Raw genomic sequence first — 19,368 nt, forward strand, 5'->3', positions numbered from 1 at the left:
GCGCTGCTGGCGTCGGCGGTCAATGGGGTGCGGGTATTCGCGCAGCATCTCGGCATCCGGCTCAGGGCGGCCTCGGGCAAGGTGCAGATCGAGGCGCAGGGCGATGACGTCGAGGTGATTGCACAGCGTGTGGTGAGCATCATCAGCAGGAGCGACTCGATCAATCTGATGGCGAGCCGGGAGATCGTGTTCCATGCGGGCAGCACGAAGGTGGTGATCGATGCGCAAGGGTACCGGGTCTATACGGATGGGGAGCATCGGGTTCATGCGGGGAGTCATCAGACTGACGAGCCACTCGCGATGCCGGTCGTTATGCCCATGACGGATATTGCGCAGGCGAGGGTGGCTGAGCATTTCGTGTTGACGGATGAGGGTATGGGTTTGGCACTGCCGCAGCAGCGTTATCGGATTACGTTGAATGATGGGCAGGTTATCGAAGGTACAAGTAATCAACAGGGCGAAACGTCACTGGCGATGAGTAAGCAAATGCAGATTGCAACTCTCGCGTTATTGCGCAGCGACGGATCAGTACTCTCGCTTTACCAACCTATCCTGACGCAGGACGCGAAAGCGACTTTTCATTTAGCGCAGGAAGACCAGGTATGACAACAGCGGGCAAGACGCGAACTCACAAGGTTGGCCCATACACCATGAACGTCAACCAGATTCAGCCGACCAGCGAGAACCGGGCGCCGCTTTACGCAATATGTTCGCCGGATCGGTGGGGGCTGCGTTACTCGGACGAGGAAAAGGGCACGCTCGCGTATCCCGTCGCTCGTGATTACGTGAAGGCAATTCTTCAGGCGCTGACCACGCAGGTACAGTGGGGTGAAGCGTATTTTGCGCTGACGGGAAATACACCAATACTGAGGCTCCAGTGGCCATTAAGCGATACGTCGAGCATCGCACTATTTCGGCTGATAAACCCGATTATCAGTCAAGCGCTGACCAGCCCCACAGCAGGCTTTGGCATTCCTCCCGAGGCCGTGCCAACTGCGATGGGCCTGTACATGCCGTCCTCTCATCGCTCTCGTGGTGAACAAGGAGCCTTTACTCCTAATAGCTGGAGCATGTTTCTGAACGCTAGCATGCTGGAAGCCATGTTTCGTATCAAAGCGAATGAAGTTGCGCCGGTGTCTAACGGATCGGAGCGCAACGATCAACTCGGACCATTAAAAGTATTCGCCGATACGCTTTATCACGAAGCTCGCCATTGTCAGCAATGGTTCTGGATTTTCGCGCTAGTGCAACGACATCCTGACAATTTCTCGGCCATTCCCAATATCGCACGATGGCCGAGATCGCTTCTGGATGGAAGACAGCCACAGTCTCTCGTGATTGCGGAGCTAACCGCAAAGCAGTCGGTTCCCGCCGATCCGGCCGCGCTAATCAGTCTCAAGCGCATGGCCGTCGGTCAGTATCTCTACACGCAGAATATCTGGCTCAACACGGGCTATTACCCGGCGTTTGCGCCTAATGCGAACGCGTTGAATGAAGAAGTGCTGCGAACACGTGCCGTGGCGATTGACTTGTTGCAATGTGTCGGCATAGGGGGCACCTCAGTTGATGTTGATGCAATGGTGGCGGAGCCAGGCAAATGCTATTGCGACTACACGAGCCGGCCTTGGGAAAATGATGCTTTTTTCTGTGGCGAAACGGCTAGCGCATATTGGGTGGTGGATGTCAATCCAAACATGGCGCTCAAAACCTATCAGGCAGATCAATGTAGTCGAGCGTATGAAAATGCCGACAAGGATAATAGGCTGGCTACTCTGCTTCACCCTCGCGACTCCAATAGCCGCACTGGCAGACCGGGAACAGACGGGAGCCAGTGACGTGCATGACACGACGATGGAACAGCAGATGACATTCGAACAACAGGCTCAACTACTGCACTTCACCAGAATTGGCCTGAAGTGGATAGCGGGACAGATGTCGTTCGATGATGTGACGCAAATACTTGGGCAGCCATTGCGTCGCTATGAATCGGATCAAACAATCGACTACACGTATTACCACGAGAAGGTGATGCTGGTTACGTTCTCGCTCGATAAACTTCACACTATTCATGGCAAGCCGCGCATCAGCGATTTCCGTGTCAAAGTGGAGGACCTTGTTCATAACGTCCATACGGACATTCCGCTAGAAAGCTTTGACAGTCTTGGGCTTCATCGCATTGCGCATGGAGAGTCAATCGATGGTGTACGTACCGAGAACAGCGATTTCTTCTCGCCGAACGGTATAACTGATCCGTCAGGGTTCTATCCAGACAATTACGTTTCTTTTGGCTACCGGCTACCATTGCCGCCCGATTCCCTCTTTGATGTCTACGCAAGCTTCTACTATCTCGGTGAGTGGGCGAGGCCGACCGGGGAAAGCGGAGCCAATTTAAATAACCTGCGGGTCGCGGTTGACTTGCGCAATCTGGTAATCAGCCGCCATTACCTAACACCCGAAGAATTGGAACAGCGCCGCCAGGCCAAGCGCCAGAAGTACGGAATGATGGACCTGCGCACCGGCATGGTGTGTCCTGAAACAGGCATGTGGGAAAGCTGGACGCAAGCTGGACCGATTGGCAAGGCACTCGTACGGGCCGGCGACAGGTTCAGGCAAGCTCGGCAGCCAGGCGCACCATCCACGGATGCGCGCTGGATGTGGTCCAGTGAATACGACCCGAACCGGCGGACCTGATTCTGCTCACACGATGCGATCTACTTTTTCCTTGCTTCGATCTCCAGACTATCCGCGCAGAAGTATCAACACTGTCCAAGGAATTCGAAGGGATCCGCGGCCCGCGCCTCGTCGCTCCGGCCACGGACTCAGCCGCACATTGAACACGCGCATCGTGCGTGAGGCGGGCCGCCTGGAAGCGTGCGACGAAGGCTGAGAACTGGCGACCTGTGCATGGGGCGTGGCACGGACCGGCCGGGGCATGCTGATTGCCACCGAGGCGCACAACGGTGCGGGCGCGCTCGCGAAGGACCTGGACGGCATTGAAGGCAGGAGCAACGAGCGTGGAGAGACCGAACTCGCGATGAGTACGTGCGACAGCGATCAACCTCTTGCAAAACGTTGGAATGGGAGGCACACCAATTGATGTTGATGCAATGGTGCAAGAGATGCCGCAATGCACACTCGTCGCATACAGCAGCCGGCCGTGGGAAAACGATGCGTTTGTCTGCGGCGACATGGAGACTGCTTACTGGAAAGCGAATTCCGGACTTGCACTTAAAACATATTCTTCGAACTGGTGCAGTCATGCTTATCGTTTCAACTCCGATCCAGTCCGCCAAGGCAACGATTATCCCGACTACCCCGAGGACCAATGAAATGCACGGCATTACGATCGAACGACAGATGGCCTCAGACCAGCAGGCGCAACTCATGTCCATTGTTGAATTGGGACTTAGGTGGACTGCGGAGAAAATATCGCTCGACACAGTAACGCAGGTTCTCGGGCAGCCAGAGTCAATCCCAAATGCAGCCGGAGTCGGAAAAATTGACTACAGCTATTTTATGAAGGACATGACGGTCGACTTTATCTTTGACAAACTCAATCTCGTTGAAGGAAAGCCAAGCGTCTATTCTTTCAGGCTTAAAGTGATCGATGGTATTCAAACAAACCTCCCAAAGGAAAGGTTTGAGAGCCTGGCGCTGCATCGCATTTCTCGAGACGAGCTAATCGATGGAGCACGCAAGGAGATCGGCGATTTCCTCTTTTGGTACGGCAGCATGCCTGGGGGGGACATAAACAGGATTTCAGTTACGTATCGGTTGCCGTTGCCCGATGATTCACCATTCGATGTGTACGTGGGTTTTGACTACCTCGGACAACTTGACCCCCACGACCATTGGCCCGAATTGAAAAGCCTCCTTAAGTCTGTTGATCTGCGCGAGGTCGAGATTAGCCGCCGCTACCTGACACCCGAAGAATTGGAACAGCGCCGCCAGGCCAAGCGCCAGAAGTACGGAATGATGGACCTGCGCACCGGCATGGTGTGTCCTGAAACAGGCATGTGGGAAAGCTGGACGCAAGCCGGACCGATTGGCAACGCACTCGTACGGGCCGGTGACAGGTTCAGGCAAGCTCAGCAGCCAGGTGCACCATCCACGGATGCGCGCTGGATGTGGTCCAGTGAATACGACCTGGGACGGCTGGCTTGATTCTGCTCACACAAGGCGATCCGCCTTTTCTTCGCTTCAATCTCCAGACTATCTGCGCCGAAGCGCCATCACTGCACTGGCAATTCGAAAGGACCTGCAACCCACGCCTCGCCGTTCTCAACACGGACTCAGCCGCACATTGAACCCGAGCGATTCGCCCTTTCGCTAAACTGGACTTTCTTCGCACACCGACACCCGCATGGAGAGACGAGCATGGACCGCATGACGGCGATGGAGACATTCGTGACGGTGGTCGATACGGGTTCGTTTTCCGCCGCCGCGCGCCGTCTGAGACTAGGCCAGCCGGCCGTCTCCAAGACGATCGCACAACTGGAGGAGCAACTGGGCGCGCGTCTGCTGCTGCGATCGACGCGCGGTCTGACGCCAACGGACGCCGGCCAGCGGTTCTACGAGCACGTTCTGCGGGCAATCGATGCGGCGAACCAGGCCGAGCAGGCAGTACGCGAGTCGTCGGATGGTTTGTCGGGGCGCTTGCGCATCGGTGCTGCCGTTACTTTTGCCCGACTGCATGTGCTGCCGGCGCTCAAGTCCTTCCTCGACCAACATCCGAAGCTGAACATCGACATCATTCTCGACGACCGGTCCATCGATCTGCTCGAAGAGGGCGTCGACGTCGCCTTGCGCATGGGCACGCTGGACGATTCGACGATGACGGCGCGGCGCATCAAGAGCGGGCGGCGGCTGGTCGTCGGCACGCCGGCCTATTTTGCGCAGTTCGGCATTCCGCGAACGCCGGAAGATCTGAGCAGGCACCAGGCGGTCGTCTATTCGGTGCGAGGCGGCGGCGAATCCTGGTTGTTCAGTCGCGACGACGGCGCCGATTCGGCCGTGGTCCTGTCCGGCCGCATATACGTGAACGCCGCCGAGGGCATGCGCACGACGGTGCTGGGACACATGGGCCTCGCCGTCGCTTCGGAATGGATGTTCACGCCCGAACTCGCCAGTGGCGCCGTCCAGGCCGTTCTGACCGACTGGACGTTGCCGCCGATCGACCTGTGGGCCGTTTTCCCATCCGGACGCATGGCAACGACGAAAGCGCGCGCTTTCGTTGCCTTCGTCGAGCATGTCCTCAACGAGCGTGAGCTCGGGGAAAACCTCGTTGCCGAATAGGTTTGTTTTCCTGATTTGAAAACAATGGGCTGCGGCCGGCGCAAGCCTGTTGTTAGTGTGAACAAGCCTTGTGCGAGTGCCGACCGCGCTGCGCGCATCCTGAGGCGCGGTTTTCTCGCCCGCCTGTTCGGCCTATGAGGCACCCCGCACACGCCCACAATGGCGAAGCTTGCCGAACAGTGCTTTTGCTGCGCGATCTCTGGCTCGCCGTTCTATAGCGACGACACCGACCGGTTCGGCCCGTCTTGACCGCATCGACGCGGACGGCGACTACAGCGACGAAAACGTTCGTGTCGCGTTTCCGGCGGCTTCATAGCCGCTACCCTTCCCAACATACGCAGCGAGCAAGGCCGCGATCGTCACACGGCGACCGCAGCCACCATACGGTTGCCGACGAGGCCGAGAAATGCCCGCGCAGCATCGGTCAGCGGCGCAGCCGATGCGGCCAGCGCGCGACGCAATCGTGCCCGGGTGTGCAGCGCGTTTTCCTCGCTCATCTCCGTGCTCATGCATTCACGAGACCGATACGCACGCGGCGGTTATGGCGGCCTTTGTTGTCGATTTTCAGAATACGGATGGGACGGGACGCCCCGGTTTCCGCGAGATGCGTGCCGCCGCACGCCTGGCGGTCGAGACCGACGATCTCGACGATGCGGATCTGGCCGTCGCCGGTGGGCGGCGGAGCCACCGACCTCGAGCGAATCAGTCCGTGTTCGCCGCGCGCGTCGGCCAACGGCACATAGATGTCCCGGACCGGCAGACTCTGCCTGATGACGTCGTTGATCGGCCCCTCCAGCGCGCGCAAGCGATCGTTGTCGGCGTCCGGCACGTCGAAATCCATGCGCGCGGTGCCGTCGTCATTCATCTGCACGCCGGTAACGAGCGCACCGTCGAAAGCCGCGAAGACGAACGCATTGAGCACGTGAGTCCCCGTATGAAGCTCCCGCATCATCTGCCGGAACGACGGGTCGACGGCGGCTTGAACGGTTCCGGCCAGCTCGGCCGCGGGATCGGTGAGAAGCGTCCAGAGCCGGCCGTCCACCGTTTCGAAGCCCGTCACCGCGGCTTCCCCTCCGTTGTGACGGAGCACGCCGCGGTCGGCCAACTGGCCGCCACCGCCCGGATAGAACGGCGATTCGGCGAGAAGTACGCGCCCCGGCCTTGCATCGACCACCTGCGTTTCGATGACGAGTGTCTCGGGATTCGCGTGATAGAACGCTCGTGCGGGCATGCTTGCCTCCCATACTGGTTACACAGATGACGGCAGTATCGGCGCCACGCATCGCGCGCGTATTGGTAAAAATTGCGGCGGAATTGAGGCGGCGTTGCGGTGGAAAGGGGAAGCTAATGCGCAGCTGCGCCGGCCGCTGCCTTGGCAAACTGCAGCGGCGTGATGCCGTAGCATCGCTTGAACTGCCGCGTGAGCGCGCTCTGGTCGTAAAAGCCCGTCGCGGCGGCCACGTGCGCGATCGGCATGCCGCGGCGCAGAAAATGGCATGCCCGCCTCAGGCGCGCCTGGGTCAGGTACGTGTGCGGGGTCAGGCCGAGGCAGCGCTTGAACAGCCCGATCAACTGAAAAGGCGTGAGCCCGACGGCGGCACTGAGGTCTTCGAGGTGCAAGTCCTCGGCGTGCCGGTCGTTGATCAGATCGGTCACGATCGCGAGAAGCGCCTCGTCCCGCGGCGGCGGGTCGATGCGGCCACCGCCGCTGCCATGCCGCTGATACAGGCGCCCGAACGTCGAAAACAGCAATTCCCGCTCGCGGAAGAGATCGTGTCCGTCCTGGAGCGCCCGATGCAGCGTCAGGAAGCCTTCAACAAGATCGGCGTCGCCGAACATGTTGCTCGTGAAATACGGAACATCCTCGATCCCGAGGCCTCGCGCCACGGCATGGATCGCCGACTGCGTGAGGTAGAACGACCGGTAGCGCCAACGCTCGCTGCACCCCATCCAGCCCGAATGCGCCTCGACCGGATTGAAAACGAACAGCTTCGATGCGCGCGCCTCCTCGACCACGCCGCGGCTCTTGATCACCGCTCCGCCGGTCTCGGTGACGGCGATCACGAAGCCGTCGTGCGTATGCGGCGCATACTGCTGGGTTGTAAAGTCGGCACACATGAGGCTCAAGCCCGGCGTATGCCGATCCCACCAATAGCGCGACAGGTTCTTCGGATCGCTACGTGCCACGGTTAATTCTCACATTGCGCTGATAAAGCCCGGATTTTCTTCAAATGCATCACCGTTGGCATCGATTGCAAGCAGTCCTGCAAGCCTCTTTTCGCGTCCCTGGTGATGCAGTTAGCGAATGTAGCTGATTTTCCTGGTAAGCATCATTCTCCCGAAAACCATGAGTGTCCGCACGTGGTTGCAGACGATCGCACAACGAGTGACCAGTGCGAGCGCGTCACGCGTCGCCGGTCGGAACGATTCCCGCTGCCTCTACCATCAGGATCACCGTTTTCTCAGGCGCTCGAGGGCGATGCAGCAGACCTTTCGGCACGACGAACGCCTGCCCCGGCGTCAAATCCACGACTCGGTCTTCAAGCTCGATCAGGAAATGTCCGCTGACAACATAAAAGAATTCGTCCTCTGCATCATGCTTGTGCCAATGATATTCGCCCTGCACGACACCGAGCCGGACTACCGACTGGTTAACCTGGCATAGCGTCTGGTTGTACCAGGGATGGGTGTTCGCCGCCACCAGAGCAGGAACGTCGATGATTTCGCCGACGGTGTGGAGAACGTCAAGGCGGGTCAGATAGGGAAACGCGTCGGTGCTCACATCGATCTCCGTGAATGTCAGTTCGTGTTGAACATGCGAGTAACTCTAAAACGTAACGGCCCGTTGGTCTTGTACCAGACCGTCAATCTTTGGTACGGAGGCGATTTTCAAGCAACTTCGCGCGATACGCGCCTGGCGTCAAACCCATCCTCCGCCGAAAGACGCGCGTGAAGTGGCTTTGGTCTGTGAAACCGGCTGCCTCCGCGATGGCTGCGAGCGAATGGCGTCCACTAGCCAATTGGGTGCATGCGAAATCGAGCCGAAGCTGGCGCACGTACTCACCGACACTAAGGCCAAAGTGCTTACGGAATTCACGCGCGAGATGGTCGGCGGAAACATGGCTATCTGAAGCGATTTCATCCAGCGTCAGCGACTCACTAAAGCGATCGTGCAGTAACGCTTCCACGCGACCGAGCCATCGGCGTGAACCGCCCGGCGTTGCATCGCGCAACACAGATCGCTTGCAGGCGGCGAGAAGTTCCAGTACCAGTCCTTCAATCGCGAGCGGCGTAGCCGAATCCTGTTCGCGGCACTCGCGGACCAGACGCCGCATCAACGACACCGGAGCCCCGTCGGCAAAGTCGTCCGGGCGATCGAGAACCCGGGTCCGACCATCAAGCCGTTGTAGCCACAAAGGCGAAAATTCTAGATGGAGTGCCTTGCCGCCCGCGCCGTACCAGCAATTTGCATGTGGCGTGCCTGCGGGGAAAAGTGTGAGTGACATGGGCCCGTCTTTGCCGTGGCGTGTCGGCCAGGTCCGTGTGCCGCGGCCGTCCAGCACAAAACAGAAAAAGGGGTTGACGTGTTCGTGCTGTGGAATGACCAGATCAGTTGCGAAGTGGGTCTCCACGATCGAGAGTCCGTCGTCGCCGTATTGCAGGGTGGTGGTGCCGAAGTAGTCACCCGCCTCAAGTGTTCTAAGCATGGGACTGCTCCCAAAGAGACGTTGCAGTCGATTTTACTCGCGTCTATGGAATCGTTTGAAGGGCGGTTATGAGTTAAATCTCAGCCGTCCGGAACATCAGGCGATACCAATCCTGATCCCCAGCGCCTCCATACCCTGACGGCATGGAGGCAGACCCAATCAGTATTGGCGGAGCAATACGGGTTCGTATAGTCTGGGGCCCTTTATCGACCGATATAAATCAAAAGCGACGCCATCGCCCACGCACGGAGACCTCTTGAACAAGCCTCTCGACATCGCATCGCTCATTGACCGCGAACCGCTTCGCCTCTATCAGTGGGGCATCTTTCTTCTTTGCTTTGCAACCGCCGTGTTCGACGGTTTCGACACGCAAGCCATTGCTTTTACGGGCCCGGCGATTGTCGCAACATTCGGTTTGCGTCCCGGCGATCTTGCGCCCATCTTGATTGCCGGCACACTCGGCATGACGATCGGCGCGATGACGTTGGGCCTGATCGGCGACAGGGTAGGCCGACGTCCGGCGCTGCTCGTTGGTGTCGCTGTGTTCAGCATTGCGTCGCTGCTTACGGCCTGCGCGAGTAGCACCGTGCAGATTCTGGCGTTGCGATTCATCGCTGGACTCGGCATGGGCGGCTGTACACCGGTTCTGCTTGCCCTTGCCGCGGAGTACGGTTCGGCACGTCACAGAGGGGCGATCATGACGGGGGTCCTGCTGGGCCTGCCGGCGGGAGCGATGCTGGGTGGACTGCTGGCGGCGCGCATGATGCCGGTGATCGGATGGCAGGGCGTGTTCGTTGTCGGCGGAGGCGCGCCGCTACTGTTTCTCGTCGTGCTGTATTTTGCGTTGCCGGAGTCTCTGCAATATCTGGCTAGCCGGTCTGGCAACGGCAGCGCACAGCGTGTGCGCAACACACTGCGTCGCATCGTGACCGTCGCGCTGCCGGCAGACGCGACGTTTCAGGTCCCCGGGACAGCCACTCGCGCCAGTGTGTCCGCGCTGTTCAGCAATGGCAATGCGCGTAACACCGTTGCTATCTGGGCAGTGTATCTGTGCAACTGGGTGGCGTGGTTCATGTTCCTTTCGTGGCTGCCTACCGTGCTGAAGGCCGCGGGCCTGCCGGTTTCGCAAGCGCCGATGGGTACGGTCATCGTCAATGCCGTGTTCATCGTTTGCGCGATTCCCCTCTCGATGCTTCTTCCCAAAGTGAACACCCGTCGCTTGCTGATAGCGTTGCTTGGACTCGGCATTGCGATCTCCGCCGGGCTTGCATATGCCGGCACTACGTGGGGCCTGGTGTTTGCGCTGGTGGGCGCGGCAGGGCTGGGTATCGGCGGACAGCAGATCGCGTTGAACTATCTGGTGGTGGGCGCCTATCCGACGACCCTGCGAGCAACGGCGACCGGGTGGGCAATCGGAATGGGCCGGGTGGGCGCGATTGCGGGTTCTGCTGTAGGCGGTACGGTCCTTGCGTACGGAGGTCCGAGCGGATTCTATCTGGCGTTGGCCGTGCCTCTTGCGGCAGCGATGCTCGCCGTCATCGCGATTCGTACGACGGGGCGCGTGGCCGACGGCGAACTTGCCGTCGCGCATTGATCTATCGCTGATGATAACTATGACCAAGAGCCATCGATTTCAGGACAAAGTCGTCGTCGTGACAGGGGCGGCCCAGGGGATTGGGCGCGGCGTTGCGCTCGCTGCCGCGGAAGAAGGTGCTACGGTCGTGCTCTGCGATCGTTCGGAACTCGTGCATGAGGTCGCCGCGGAAGTCTCCGCGCGAGGAGTACTGTGCCTGCCCGTTGTCGCGGACCTCGAAACCTACGCGGGTGCGAGCCGGTTGATGCAGGCGGCGCTTGACGCTTACGGTCGCATCGATGTCCTGGTGAACAACGTTGGTGGCACGATCTGGACCAAGCCGTACGAGCACTACGAGGAAGAACAGATTGAGGCGGAAGTTCGACGTTCGCTCTTTCCAACGCTGTGGTGTTGCCGTGCCGTCTTGCCCACCATGATCGCGCAGCAGCGTGGTGCGATCGTCAATGTATCGTCGATTGCGACGCGCAGCATCTATCGTGTGCCGTACGCCGCATCCAAGGGAGGTGTCAACGCATTGACCGCGAGTCTCGCATTCGAGCATGCACAGGATCGCATTCGCGTGAACGCCGTCGCTACAGGCGGCACTGAAGCGCCGCCGCGCAAAGTACCACGCAATGCCGAAAGACAAAGCGACCAGGAGGCCGGATGGTATCAAGGCATCGTCGACCAGACGATCGCGTCCAGCCTGATGCATCGCTATGGAACAATCGGCGAACAGGTGAGCGCGATTCTGTTCCTGGCTTCAGAGGAAGCGTCGTATATCACGGGTACGGTGCTGCCGGTCGGCGGCGGCGATCAGGGCTAGCGCGAAGGTTCTATCCAGCGCTTCGTCGATATATCCCGAGGTGCCGCAGTAGCGGATAGCCCGTAGGTCGCGGCAGTATCCGTTCAGGTGATCCCGACCGCTGAGGAAAATTGAAAGAGAATGTACGAACGAAATCCATCATCTCGTATCGCTCCATACGATAGATGAGGCAATACACGTTCGCTGCTGCCGCTCATACTGCGCACAGCGCTCCCTCCGCTAACACACTCGCTCTCGTCCGTTAGCAGCCGACAGTCTGGCTGGATAAATGGCAAGGGAAATTCAAAGCGATCCGATGGTCTGGAAGGCTGCCGGCTGTCTATTCGCCCACCCCCAAACCGTATCCGCCCCGCAATACCCCGATCCGAAAAACTTCCACACAACAACGGCATCGGAACTCATAAAAAGTCAACTAAATTAAAACATATTTACAAATAACATTTGCCAAATTCTCAATTCATAAAATCAATAAAATTTGCATAACTTAATTGTTTACCATATTGAATAAACATAATCGAGCGACGCGATATCGTTGACACAGGATATTTCATCCGTCTAGACTCCCCACACATCGTGGAACTTACCGAAAATTCATAACAAATGTTTAGGATATTTGCTAAACAATTTCGATAAAAAAACTGACATGCGTTAAATCAAACCAGTTGTAAATATGCGCCATATATGCCGTTCTCATTTCCATCCTGGGTAATCGGATGCGACATGACGCGCGTTTTGCATCGAAGCCCGTCACTGAATTCACCCTAAGCGGCATTGATCACGGAGCGCACTGACGCACCCGCAATGTTGCATGCACGGGAGACGAAGGCAGTGAAAACAGTTCGATGCGCTGGCGAACGGCGCGGCGATGAATTTCACCATGGGAGCCGCGCCTTCCACGTGGGGACACAAGCCTCGAACGCGCCGCCGTCCTTTCGGACACCTGCGGGTTCGTTGTAAAGCGTGCCGTCGGGATGAAGAGGAGCCCGATGGTTGCAGTCCAGGTTTCATGATGGCATCGCGTGATGCATTCGATAAAAAAGAAGGAGATACGCATGAAGAATCTGCTGAAGCTCGCCGTGGTCTTGACGAGCGTCGCGGCGCTCGCGGGCTGTGGTGGCGACGATCACCCATCGCAAAGCCCGCATGCGGGAGGTGACACAGCCACTACGCCGGCGGGCGATACCGGTACGCCCGGCGCAACGCCGCCAGTGGTCGAGCAGCGCGTGAACTTGCCGCTCACGCGCTACGTCAATGTTTTCATCGGCACGCAAGTGGCGACGACAGGCGGCGGATTTTCGGGCAACACGACGCCCGGCGCGCAGACGCCGTTCGGCATGGTCAGCTTCGGTCCCGACACGGCATCGGGGCCGCCGGGCGGATATGCCTACAACGACTCGACGATCAGCTTCTTCAGCCTGACCCACCTGAGCGGCCCGGGATGCGGCGGTCAAGGCGGCGGCGGTGGCCTGCTCCCGTCCATTTCGTCCGCTCAGACCGATCCGGCTAATCAGGGCAAGAATATTGTCATAGGTGACGGCTCCGGCGACTTCGATCATGCGAACGAATCCGCCCAACCCGGCTATTACAAGGTCACGAGCAACACCGGCGTCACGAGCGAACTGACGGCCACGACTCGAACCGGCATGGCGCGATTCACCTATCCTGCCAGCGCCAGATCCAATGCCGTGCTCGTCGTCGATGCGACGGTGTCCACCGACCAGCACAGCAGCGGAACCCGACCGGGCTCGATCACGCTGGACGCCACCCATCGGACCATCTCCGGCACGAGCATCGTCGGCGCGTTTTGTGGCGGCACATGGAACAAGCCCGTCTATTTCTACGCGCAATTCGATACGCCCTTGACTTCGGCATCGTCGGGCAAGAACGGTGTGGCGATTCTGCAATTCGATCTGTCGGCAAGCAAAACGAACTCTGTTCTGTATAAAGTCGGCATCTCTTCCGTCAGCGTGGCCAATGCCAAAGCCAATCTCACCGCCGAAAATTCCGGGTGGGATTTCGACGCGGTGAAGGCCGCTGCGGACAAGACGTGGGAAAACAGTTTGAACGCCATTCAGGTGGATCTCGCCGATCCGCAGAAGTTTGCCGGGCTAGGCTCATCACAACAAGTCGCCGCCCAAAAAAATCTGACGCTGTTTTATTCGGCCTTCTATCGTTCCTTTAGCGGACCGACGATCTACAGCGACGTGAATGGCGACTATCGCAGCATGAAGCAGACAGCTCTGAGCGAGAATGACGGCAATTCATTCCCAGCCAGAGCCACGGCGAACATCGCAAATGATGACGCGTTCCAGGACGGCAATGGCAAGACTGTCGTGCCCGCGGCGCACTATTCCGGCTTTTCGATCTGGGACACTTACCGTTCTCTCACACAACTGCAGGCGCTGCTCTTTCCCGGCATTTCCAGCGACACGGTGCAATCGCTGGTTGCCGATGCGAAGCAGTGCGGCGCGCTTCCTCATTGGGTCGATGGCAGCGATGATACGAAGCCGATGGAGGGCAATCACGCGCCGAGCCTCGTTGCGGGCGCCTATGCGTTTGGCGCGCGGAACTTCGATACGGCAACGGCGCGAACCTATATGATCAGGAGTCAGACGGATCCGGTCAGCAGTTGCAACAATATGCTGAGCGTCGGGCGCGTGTCGACCAGCAATGACGCGAGCGTCATACCTAACTGGTTGGATAAGGGATATATCGCAACGGCCACTCCTTCGAGCAGTCCGTTCCACACCTCTTCCGTGACGATTGAAATGACCACGGCCGATCGTTCGGTCGGCGCGTTTCTGTCTTCCCTGCCCACCGCGAGTTCGGACCAGACGGCGATCAATGGCTTCTTCCAGCGGGCCGGGAACTGGAAAAATATCCTTAACTCGCAAACGAAGACGCTTCAGGCTCTGAATTCGACGGGCAGCTTCACGACCAACGCCGATGAAGGTTGTAACTCTGCATGTCCTGGCACGCTGTTTCACGAAGGTACAGAGCCGCAGTACTTCTGGAACATCGGCCATGACTATACGGCGCTGATTGCGGCAATCGGCGGTAATAGCGTCGCTACCGCACGCCTCGACAACCTGTTTGGCATCGATAGAAGCGCAGGCTTTCCGCCGTCGTCCGCGCCGCCGACCAGTGCTTTGAACGGCGGCATGAACAGCAACCAGTTTTATATCGGCAACGAACCCGGGCTTGTCGAGCCGTGGGCTTATAACTGGACTGGGTCGCCGCAATCGGCGCAATACATCATTCCGCAGATCATGCAGCAGACTTTTCTCGTTTCTCCCGGAGGCCTGCCTGGCAATGACGATCTGGGTGCGACATCCACGTGGTATGTCTGGGCAGCGCTGGGACTTTATCCGGTGGTTCCTTCCGCACCGGGCATGGCGATTTCGACGCCGCAGTTTTCCGGAATAACCGTATGGCTCGGCAACGGCAAGAAGCTGCGTATCGAGACCGATCGGCAGGCGATGCTGGATGACGTTCCTTATATCAAGGAACTCAAGCTGAACGGTCAAACCTATAACGGCTCGTGGCTGCCGGTCGCCCAGATCGCCAATGGGGGCACGCTCTCCTATAAGCTGTCTACCGCACCGACTACCTGGGGCACGTCTGCAGATCTCACGCCGCCTTCGGGACCCAATGCGGATTACACCAGAAGTGTTGCTGCTCTCCCCGATTCTTCTGGGGCGACGTCGGCTAAATAGTGCTAATGCCTCCCCGGCTTTGCTGCCGGGGAGGCTCTTTTGCGAGCCTGTGCGTTGGCGATTGTCGATATGCAACGACGTTCGCGAAGCCTCAAACGACGGAAAAATAACCGGAAGCCGCCGTTCGAATGGCGATGCGTGAATGTCAGCAAAGGCCGACAGGACTAAACCGCTCGCGCGGTAAGGGTCTCCGTCCCGCCTCTGGCGGGGAACGACAGGTCAGTGGCGCCGGTGGTTATGTTGGTGACTGAGGTAACCCACCGCTGTCAAAAATGTTCGCCGCTATGCGAGGAAGAATCGACGCCCTGATCGGCCGGCTTCATTCTCTTCCGCCCAAATCGCAAATGAGTTGCTCTTTCAACAGCGCATCGAGCCAGTCGGCGAATACCTGAACCCTGCGTGACAGGTGTTGCCGATGCGGATAGAGCAGGTTCATCGGCATGGGCGCAGCCCGGTATGCGGGCATCACCTCGATCAGTTCGCCCGCACGCAGATGCTGCTGCACGTCATAGGCAGGAATCTGGATCAAGCCTAGTCCTGCAAGGCAACATGCGATATATGCCTCCGCGCTGTTGACCGTTACGCGGCCTTGCGTTGTCAACGTCCTTGCGGTCTCACCGTCCAGCCATTCCCAAGGCCCGATACGTCCGTTCGACGGGGACGCGTACTGAACGACCTGGTGGGTTTCCATGTCGCCTGGCGTGCAAGGCGTACCGTGACGGGACAAATAGAGGGGGCTCGCAACGTTGATTAGTGCCAGATTGCCAATGGGACGCGCGATCATGCCGGAATCCTGCGGCTTACCTACGCGCAGCACGCAGTCGACGCGTTCTTCGACAAGGTCGATCGCGCGATCGGTCAGGCCGAGCGCAATATCGATTTTCGGATAGGACGCGAGGAATCCCGGCAGTGCGGGTGCGATGATCAGCCGGCCTATACGGCCCGGCACGTCGACGCGCAGCATGCCGCCCGGTCCTACCGATGTCTGCCGGAACAGGTTCTCGGTCTCCTCGACATCTGCAATCAGGCGCAGGCAGCGCTCATAGAGCGCGATGCCGTCCTGCGTCGGCGACACCTTACGCGTTGTCCGATGCAGCAACCGGGCGCCGATCCGTCCTTCCAGCTCCTGAATCGCCGCGGATACCGACGAACGAGGCAAGCCGAGTGTGTCCGCCGCTCGCGTGAAATTGGTGCATTCGACAACGCGTGCGAAGACGCGAAACAGGTCAATACGATCCACGTTTGCCACCGCCTTCGTGAGCGCGCAGCTCGACGGCGTGTCGAGGTTTCTGCGCGGAATGCAGTCCATCGCTTCGGCACGCGCACGCACAACCAGTCTCGTTCGCAGCCATGCCCAGGCACGCCTTTTTACTGTTCGACTTTTCTGACCAGTGATGTCAGAAAAAGCAGATTTAAACGGTTTTTCTGGAATATATCATCCACAGGATGAGAGGCTGCATAGGGCGGCTTCAGCACTGGGGGATGAAACATGGCAAACCACAGCATCAAAGGCAAAATCATCGTCATTGCGGGCGGGGCGAAAAATCTTGGCGGGCTGATTGCACGGGATCTTGCTGCACAGGGCGCCACGGCTGTGGCGATTCACTACAACAGCGCGAGCTCAAAGGCCGCAGCGGACGAGACACTTGCGGCGATCGAGTCGGCAGGTGCCACCGCAGTCGCTTTCCAGGCCGATCTGACCTCGGCCGGGGCGGTCGAGAAACTGTTTTCGGATGTCGTCGCCGCCGTCGGCCGCCCCGATATTGCGATCAATACGGTAGGTAAGGTGTTGAAGAAGCCGTTCGTCGACATCACCGAGGCTGAATACGATGAGATGACGGCGGTGAATTCCAAGTCTGCGTTCTTCTTTCTCAAAGAAGCAGGCAAGCACGTCAACGACAATGGCAAGATCGTCACGCTCGTCACGTCGCTACTTGGCGCGTTCACGCCGTTTTATGCTGCCTATGCGGGCACCAAGGCTCCGGTCGAGCATTTCACACGGGCAGCGGCCAAGGAATTCGGCGCGCGCGGCGTCTCCGTCACGGCCGTCGGCCCCGGGCCTATGGACACGCCATTCTTCTATCCCGCCGAAGGCGCGGAAGCAGTGGCTTACCACAAGACCGCCGCCGCGCTCTCGCCGTTCTCTACGACGGGTTTGACTGACATCAAGGATGTGGTGCCCTTCATTCGCCATCTGGTCAGCGACGGATGGTGGATTACGGGGCAAACCATTCTGATAAACGGCGGTTATACGACCAAGTAAGCGCGCGAACGAAATCTCTCTTCTGGAGGAGAGAAGTGTCGATCCTCGGGGATGGGTATTCCCAAATCCGTGCAAATCGGTAATCTGCGAGTTCTCAGTGAACGAAAAAAGCCTCGCTGACTGAATGCAAACATTCGGACCATGCCATGACTGAACCTCGTCTGACATTTTTTGACCAGAATGAATGGGAAAACTGGTTGAATCAAAACGGCGATACCTCCAGCGGGATATGGCTGCGCCTCGCCAAAAAGGGCGCCGGGCAGCCAACCTTGACTTACGAACAGGCGCTGGAAAGTGCTCTTTGTCATGGCTGGATCGACGGTCAAAAACAGACTGAAAGTGAAGAGTACTGGTTGCAACGCTTCACTCGACGCTCCGCAAAAAGTATCTGGTCCAAGCTCAACAAAGACAGAGCCGAAGCGCTGATCGCCGCAGGCAGAATGCTTCCATCGGGCATGCAAGAGATCAGGAAAGCCAGGGAGGACGGCCGCTGGGAGGCTGCCTATACGTCCGCCAGCAACTCGGTTGTGCCGGACGATCTGCAGGCCGCACTGGATGCCAATCCCAAAGCCAGCGCGTTCTTTGCGACACTGAACGGCCGAAACCGCTACGCCATCCTGTTTCGGATCCAGAATGCCAAAAAACCCGCGACACGGGTGCGCAAGATCGAGGAGTTCATCGGCATGCTGAATCGCGGCGAAACCGTTTATCCCTAGACCGGGTGCGGCGCTCAGGGTGGGCAACCCGCAGCGCTTGCCACACCTCAACGCTGGCGAGCGTCGATCGATGCTGGCTTTCGGTTTATTTATCTCACTGGCCGCTGTTCGAGCGTGACCTGCCGTTACGAAAATTTGGCGGAGTGTCGGATTTTGGCCGAGGTGAGACGAACCGCGCCGGAAGCTTTCCCGGCGTCGCAGCCGGTACAATCCGGCAATCAGCCTGTCGATGCCTGAACCGATGATCGACCTCAACCGATTTCTGGTGGAAACCACCGCGAGCGGCAAAATTCCTGGCGTATCGTTTGCCGCCCTTCGTGTGGGGACGAGAATTGCCGAGCATTATTGCGGCGTTCGCGGTGTGCACGACCGTTCCAGTGTCGATGCGGCAACCGTCTTTGAGGCTGCGTCTCTCACAAAACCGCTCGTCGCCCACATCGCACTCCAGCTTTCCGAAGAAGGGCTATTAGATCTGCAAAAACCCCTGTTCGACATCTGTGGCGAGTTCATTCCAGGCGACTCGATTTCTCGGCGGATAACGGCGTTTCATGTGCTGACACACACGAGCGGCCTCCCGAATATTGTCCGAGACAAAACTCCGCTTCGCACGTATTTCAATCCCGGCGAGCGGTTCAGTTACGGCAGCACCGCATTTGCATGGCTTCAGCGCGCGATGGAGGCAGTAAGCGCAAGCCCGCTGGAAATGTTGGCGCGAGAGCGTATATTCGACCCATTGGCCATGCGTCATTCGAGCCTGGAGTGGCAGGAGCGCTTTGCGGTCAATCATGCGCAAGGCCATGAGTGGGACGGCCAGCCGGTGCCTAAGCGTCGAGTACAAACGGCGCAAGCCTCGTGGTCGCTTCTAACGACGGCATCCGACTACATCAGCTTCGTCCAGCATATACTGGCCCGCGGAGGCTTGACGGCCGCGAGCTACGATCAATGGTTCGTGCCACGAGTCAATACGCGGCAAGGCGACGACGCCGAAGACCTCATCGGTCAAAGTTCGCCTGACCTGAACGTTGCTTGGGGATTGGGTTGGGGTCTCGAACCGTCTCAAGGTTGCTTCTTTCACTGGGGCAACAACCCGGGATTCCGGGCGCTTGTTTTCGCCAATCGTGCAACGCAGGATGCGGTGGTCTGGTTCGCCAATTCAGACCGTGGCATGAGACTGGTCCATAAGGTCTTGCCAGAAGCGGTTCCCGGCGAGCATCCCGCCGTCGGATGGCTTCGGATCGGTAGCCTTTGATGTATTCGCGGGTGACTAAAGTC

Annotated in this window: 18 protein-coding genes; 12 read left to right on the top strand and 6 right to left on the bottom strand. The window is 58.6% G+C overall.

The window, feature by feature from the left end:
• From B9Z01_RS20885 to B9Z01_RS20905, 6 genes are all read left to right on the top strand, one after another.
• The coding region (locus B9Z01_RS20885) for a DUF2345 domain-containing protein (RefSeq protein WP_143809012.1) at positions 1 to 606 on the top strand (606 nt) is incomplete at its 5' end.
• A complete protein-coding gene (locus tag B9Z01_RS20890) occupies positions 603 to 1,835 on the top strand; it encodes a hypothetical protein (RefSeq protein ID WP_085486555.1) in 1,233 nt (410 codons plus the stop codon). The genes B9Z01_RS20885 and B9Z01_RS20890, both read left to right, overlap by 4 nt.
• Positions 1,836 to 1,863: 28 nt before the next feature.
• Entirely contained in the window at positions 1,864 to 2,691 is an 828-nt protein-coding gene (locus tag B9Z01_RS20895) for a hypothetical protein (RefSeq protein ID WP_085486557.1), read from the top strand.
• A 199-nt stretch (positions 2,692 to 2,890) separates the two neighbouring features.
• A complete protein-coding gene (locus tag B9Z01_RS36795; protein ID WP_338047402.1) occupies positions 2,891 to 3,097 on the top strand; it encodes a hypothetical protein in 207 nt (68 codons plus the stop codon).
• Between the two features lie 161 nt (positions 3,098 to 3,258).
• Positions 3,259 to 4,164 (top strand): hypothetical protein, encoded by a 906-nt coding sequence (locus B9Z01_RS20900; RefSeq protein ID WP_085486559.1) that lies wholly within the window; start codon positions 3,259 to 3,261, stop codon positions 4,162 to 4,164.
• A gap of 213 nt (positions 4,165 to 4,377) precedes the next feature.
• A complete protein-coding gene (locus tag B9Z01_RS20905) occupies positions 4,378 to 5,295 on the top strand; it encodes a LysR family transcriptional regulator (RefSeq protein ID WP_085486561.1) in 918 nt (305 codons plus the stop codon).
• Between the two features lie 359 nt (positions 5,296 to 5,654).
• Here the strand turns inward: B9Z01_RS20905 and B9Z01_RS35640 are convergent, their stop codons facing one another.
• The 5 genes from B9Z01_RS35640 to B9Z01_RS20925 form a co-directional block, all read right to left on the bottom strand.
• Entirely contained in the window at positions 5,655 to 5,792 is a 138-nt protein-coding gene (locus B9Z01_RS35640) for a hypothetical protein (protein WP_167387539.1), read from the bottom strand.
• Positions 5,793 to 5,800: 8 nt separating this feature from the next.
• Positions 5,801 to 6,526 carry an alanyl-tRNA editing protein gene (locus B9Z01_RS20910; protein ID WP_085486563.1) on the bottom strand — a complete coding sequence of 242 codons (726 nt, stop codon included), beginning with the start codon at positions 6,524 to 6,526 and terminating at the stop codon, positions 5,801 to 5,803.
• Between the two features lie 113 nt (positions 6,527 to 6,639).
• Positions 6,640 to 7,413, bottom strand: a complete 774-nt coding sequence (locus tag B9Z01_RS20915; RefSeq protein ID WP_275937514.1) for a helix-turn-helix transcriptional regulator — start codon at positions 7,411 to 7,413, stop codon at positions 6,640 to 6,642.
• A 286-nt stretch (positions 7,414 to 7,699) separates the two neighbouring features.
• Entirely contained in the window at positions 7,700 to 8,077 is a 378-nt protein-coding gene (locus B9Z01_RS20920; RefSeq protein WP_085486567.1) for a cupin domain-containing protein, read from the bottom strand.
• Between the two features lie 82 nt (positions 8,078 to 8,159).
• Positions 8,160 to 9,002 (bottom strand): helix-turn-helix domain-containing protein, encoded by an 843-nt coding sequence (locus B9Z01_RS20925; protein WP_085486569.1) that lies wholly within the window; start codon positions 9,000 to 9,002, stop codon positions 8,160 to 8,162.
• Between the two features lie 256 nt (positions 9,003 to 9,258).
• On the opposite strand from B9Z01_RS20925, the gene B9Z01_RS20930 reads away from it, so the two are divergent.
• The 3 genes from B9Z01_RS20930 (at position 9,259) to B9Z01_RS20940 (ending at position 15,117) form a co-directional block, all read left to right on the top strand.
• Complete coding sequence (locus B9Z01_RS20930; RefSeq protein ID WP_085486571.1) at positions 9,259 to 10,596, top strand: MFS transporter; 1,338 nt, start codon at positions 9,259 to 9,261, stop codon at positions 10,594 to 10,596.
• Between the two features lie 19 nt (positions 10,597 to 10,615).
• Entirely contained in the window at positions 10,616 to 11,401 is a 786-nt protein-coding gene (locus B9Z01_RS20935) for a 1,6-dihydroxycyclohexa-2,4-diene-1-carboxylate dehydrogenase (protein WP_085486573.1), read from the top strand.
• 1,052 nt (positions 11,402 to 12,453) lie between these two features.
• Positions 12,454 to 15,117: a GH92 family glycosyl hydrolase gene (locus B9Z01_RS20940; protein ID WP_085486574.1), complete on the top strand. Its 2,664-nt coding sequence runs from the start codon at positions 12,454 to 12,456 to the stop codon at positions 15,115 to 15,117.
• A 319-nt stretch (positions 15,118 to 15,436) separates the two neighbouring features.
• Here the strand turns inward: B9Z01_RS20940 and B9Z01_RS20945 are convergent, their stop codons facing one another.
• Positions 15,437 to 16,357, bottom strand: a complete 921-nt coding sequence (locus B9Z01_RS20945; RefSeq protein WP_085487097.1) for a LysR family transcriptional regulator — start codon at positions 16,355 to 16,357, stop codon at positions 15,437 to 15,439.
• Positions 16,358 to 16,606: 249 nt separating this feature from the next.
• On the opposite strand from B9Z01_RS20945, the gene B9Z01_RS20950 reads away from it, so the two are divergent.
• The 3 genes from B9Z01_RS20950 (at position 16,607) to B9Z01_RS20960 (ending at position 19,345) form a co-directional block, all read left to right on the top strand.
• Positions 16,607 to 17,380 (top strand): SDR family oxidoreductase, encoded by a 774-nt coding sequence (locus B9Z01_RS20950; RefSeq protein ID WP_085486576.1) that lies wholly within the window; start codon positions 16,607 to 16,609, stop codon positions 17,378 to 17,380.
• A 146-nt stretch (positions 17,381 to 17,526) separates the two neighbouring features.
• Positions 17,527 to 18,096: a YdeI/OmpD-associated family protein gene (locus B9Z01_RS20955; RefSeq protein ID WP_085486578.1), complete on the top strand. Its 570-nt coding sequence runs from the start codon at positions 17,527 to 17,529 to the stop codon at positions 18,094 to 18,096.
• 229 nt (positions 18,097 to 18,325) lie between these two features.
• A complete protein-coding gene (locus B9Z01_RS20960) occupies positions 18,326 to 19,345 on the top strand; it encodes a serine hydrolase domain-containing protein (protein ID WP_085486580.1) in 1,020 nt (339 codons plus the stop codon).
• The last annotated feature ends 23 nt before the right edge of the window (positions 19,346 to 19,368 follow it).

Origin of the sequence: Paraburkholderia susongensis (genome assembly GCF_900177725.1) — a bacterium.
GTDB lineage: Bacteria > Pseudomonadota > Gammaproteobacteria > Burkholderiales > Burkholderiaceae > Paraburkholderia > Paraburkholderia susongensis.

Bases quoted from the DNA above. Each gene is read 5' to 3' on its own strand.
- B9Z01_RS20960 (WP_085486580.1), top strand. From the start codon at position 18,326: ATGCCTGAACCGATGATCGACCTCAACCGATTTCTGGTGGAAACCACC.
- B9Z01_RS20925 (WP_085486569.1), bottom strand. From the start codon at position 9,002: ATGCTTAGAACACTTGAGGCGGGTGACTACTTCGGCACCACCACCCTG.
- B9Z01_RS35640 (WP_167387539.1), bottom strand. From the start codon at position 5,792: ATGAGCGAGGAAAACGCGCTGCACACCCGGGCACGATTGCGTCGCGCG.
- B9Z01_RS20890 (WP_085486555.1), top strand. From the start codon at position 603: ATGACAACAGCGGGCAAGACGCGAACTCACAAGGTTGGCCCATACACC.
- B9Z01_RS20895 (WP_085486557.1), top strand. From the start codon at position 1,864: ATGACATTCGAACAACAGGCTCAACTACTGCACTTCACCAGAATTGGC.
- B9Z01_RS20915 (WP_275937514.1), bottom strand. From the start codon at position 7,413: ATGTGTGCCGACTTTACAACCCAGCAGTATGCGCCGCATACGCACGAC.
- B9Z01_RS20935 (WP_085486573.1), top strand. From the start codon at position 10,616: ATGACCAAGAGCCATCGATTTCAGGACAAAGTCGTCGTCGTGACAGGG.
- B9Z01_RS20940 (WP_085486574.1), top strand. From the start codon at position 12,454: ATGAAGAATCTGCTGAAGCTCGCCGTGGTCTTGACGAGCGTCGCGGCG.
- B9Z01_RS20900 (WP_085486559.1), top strand. From the start codon at position 3,259: ATGCTTATCGTTTCAACTCCGATCCAGTCCGCCAAGGCAACGATTATC.
- B9Z01_RS20955 (WP_085486578.1), top strand. From the start codon at position 17,527: ATGACTGAACCTCGTCTGACATTTTTTGACCAGAATGAATGGGAAAAC.
- B9Z01_RS20910 (WP_085486563.1), bottom strand. From the start codon at position 6,526: ATGCCCGCACGAGCGTTCTATCACGCGAATCCCGAGACACTCGTCATC.
- B9Z01_RS20950 (WP_085486576.1), top strand. From the start codon at position 16,607: ATGGCAAACCACAGCATCAAAGGCAAAATCATCGTCATTGCGGGCGGG.
- B9Z01_RS20905 (WP_085486561.1), top strand. From the start codon at position 4,378: ATGGACCGCATGACGGCGATGGAGACATTCGTGACGGTGGTCGATACG.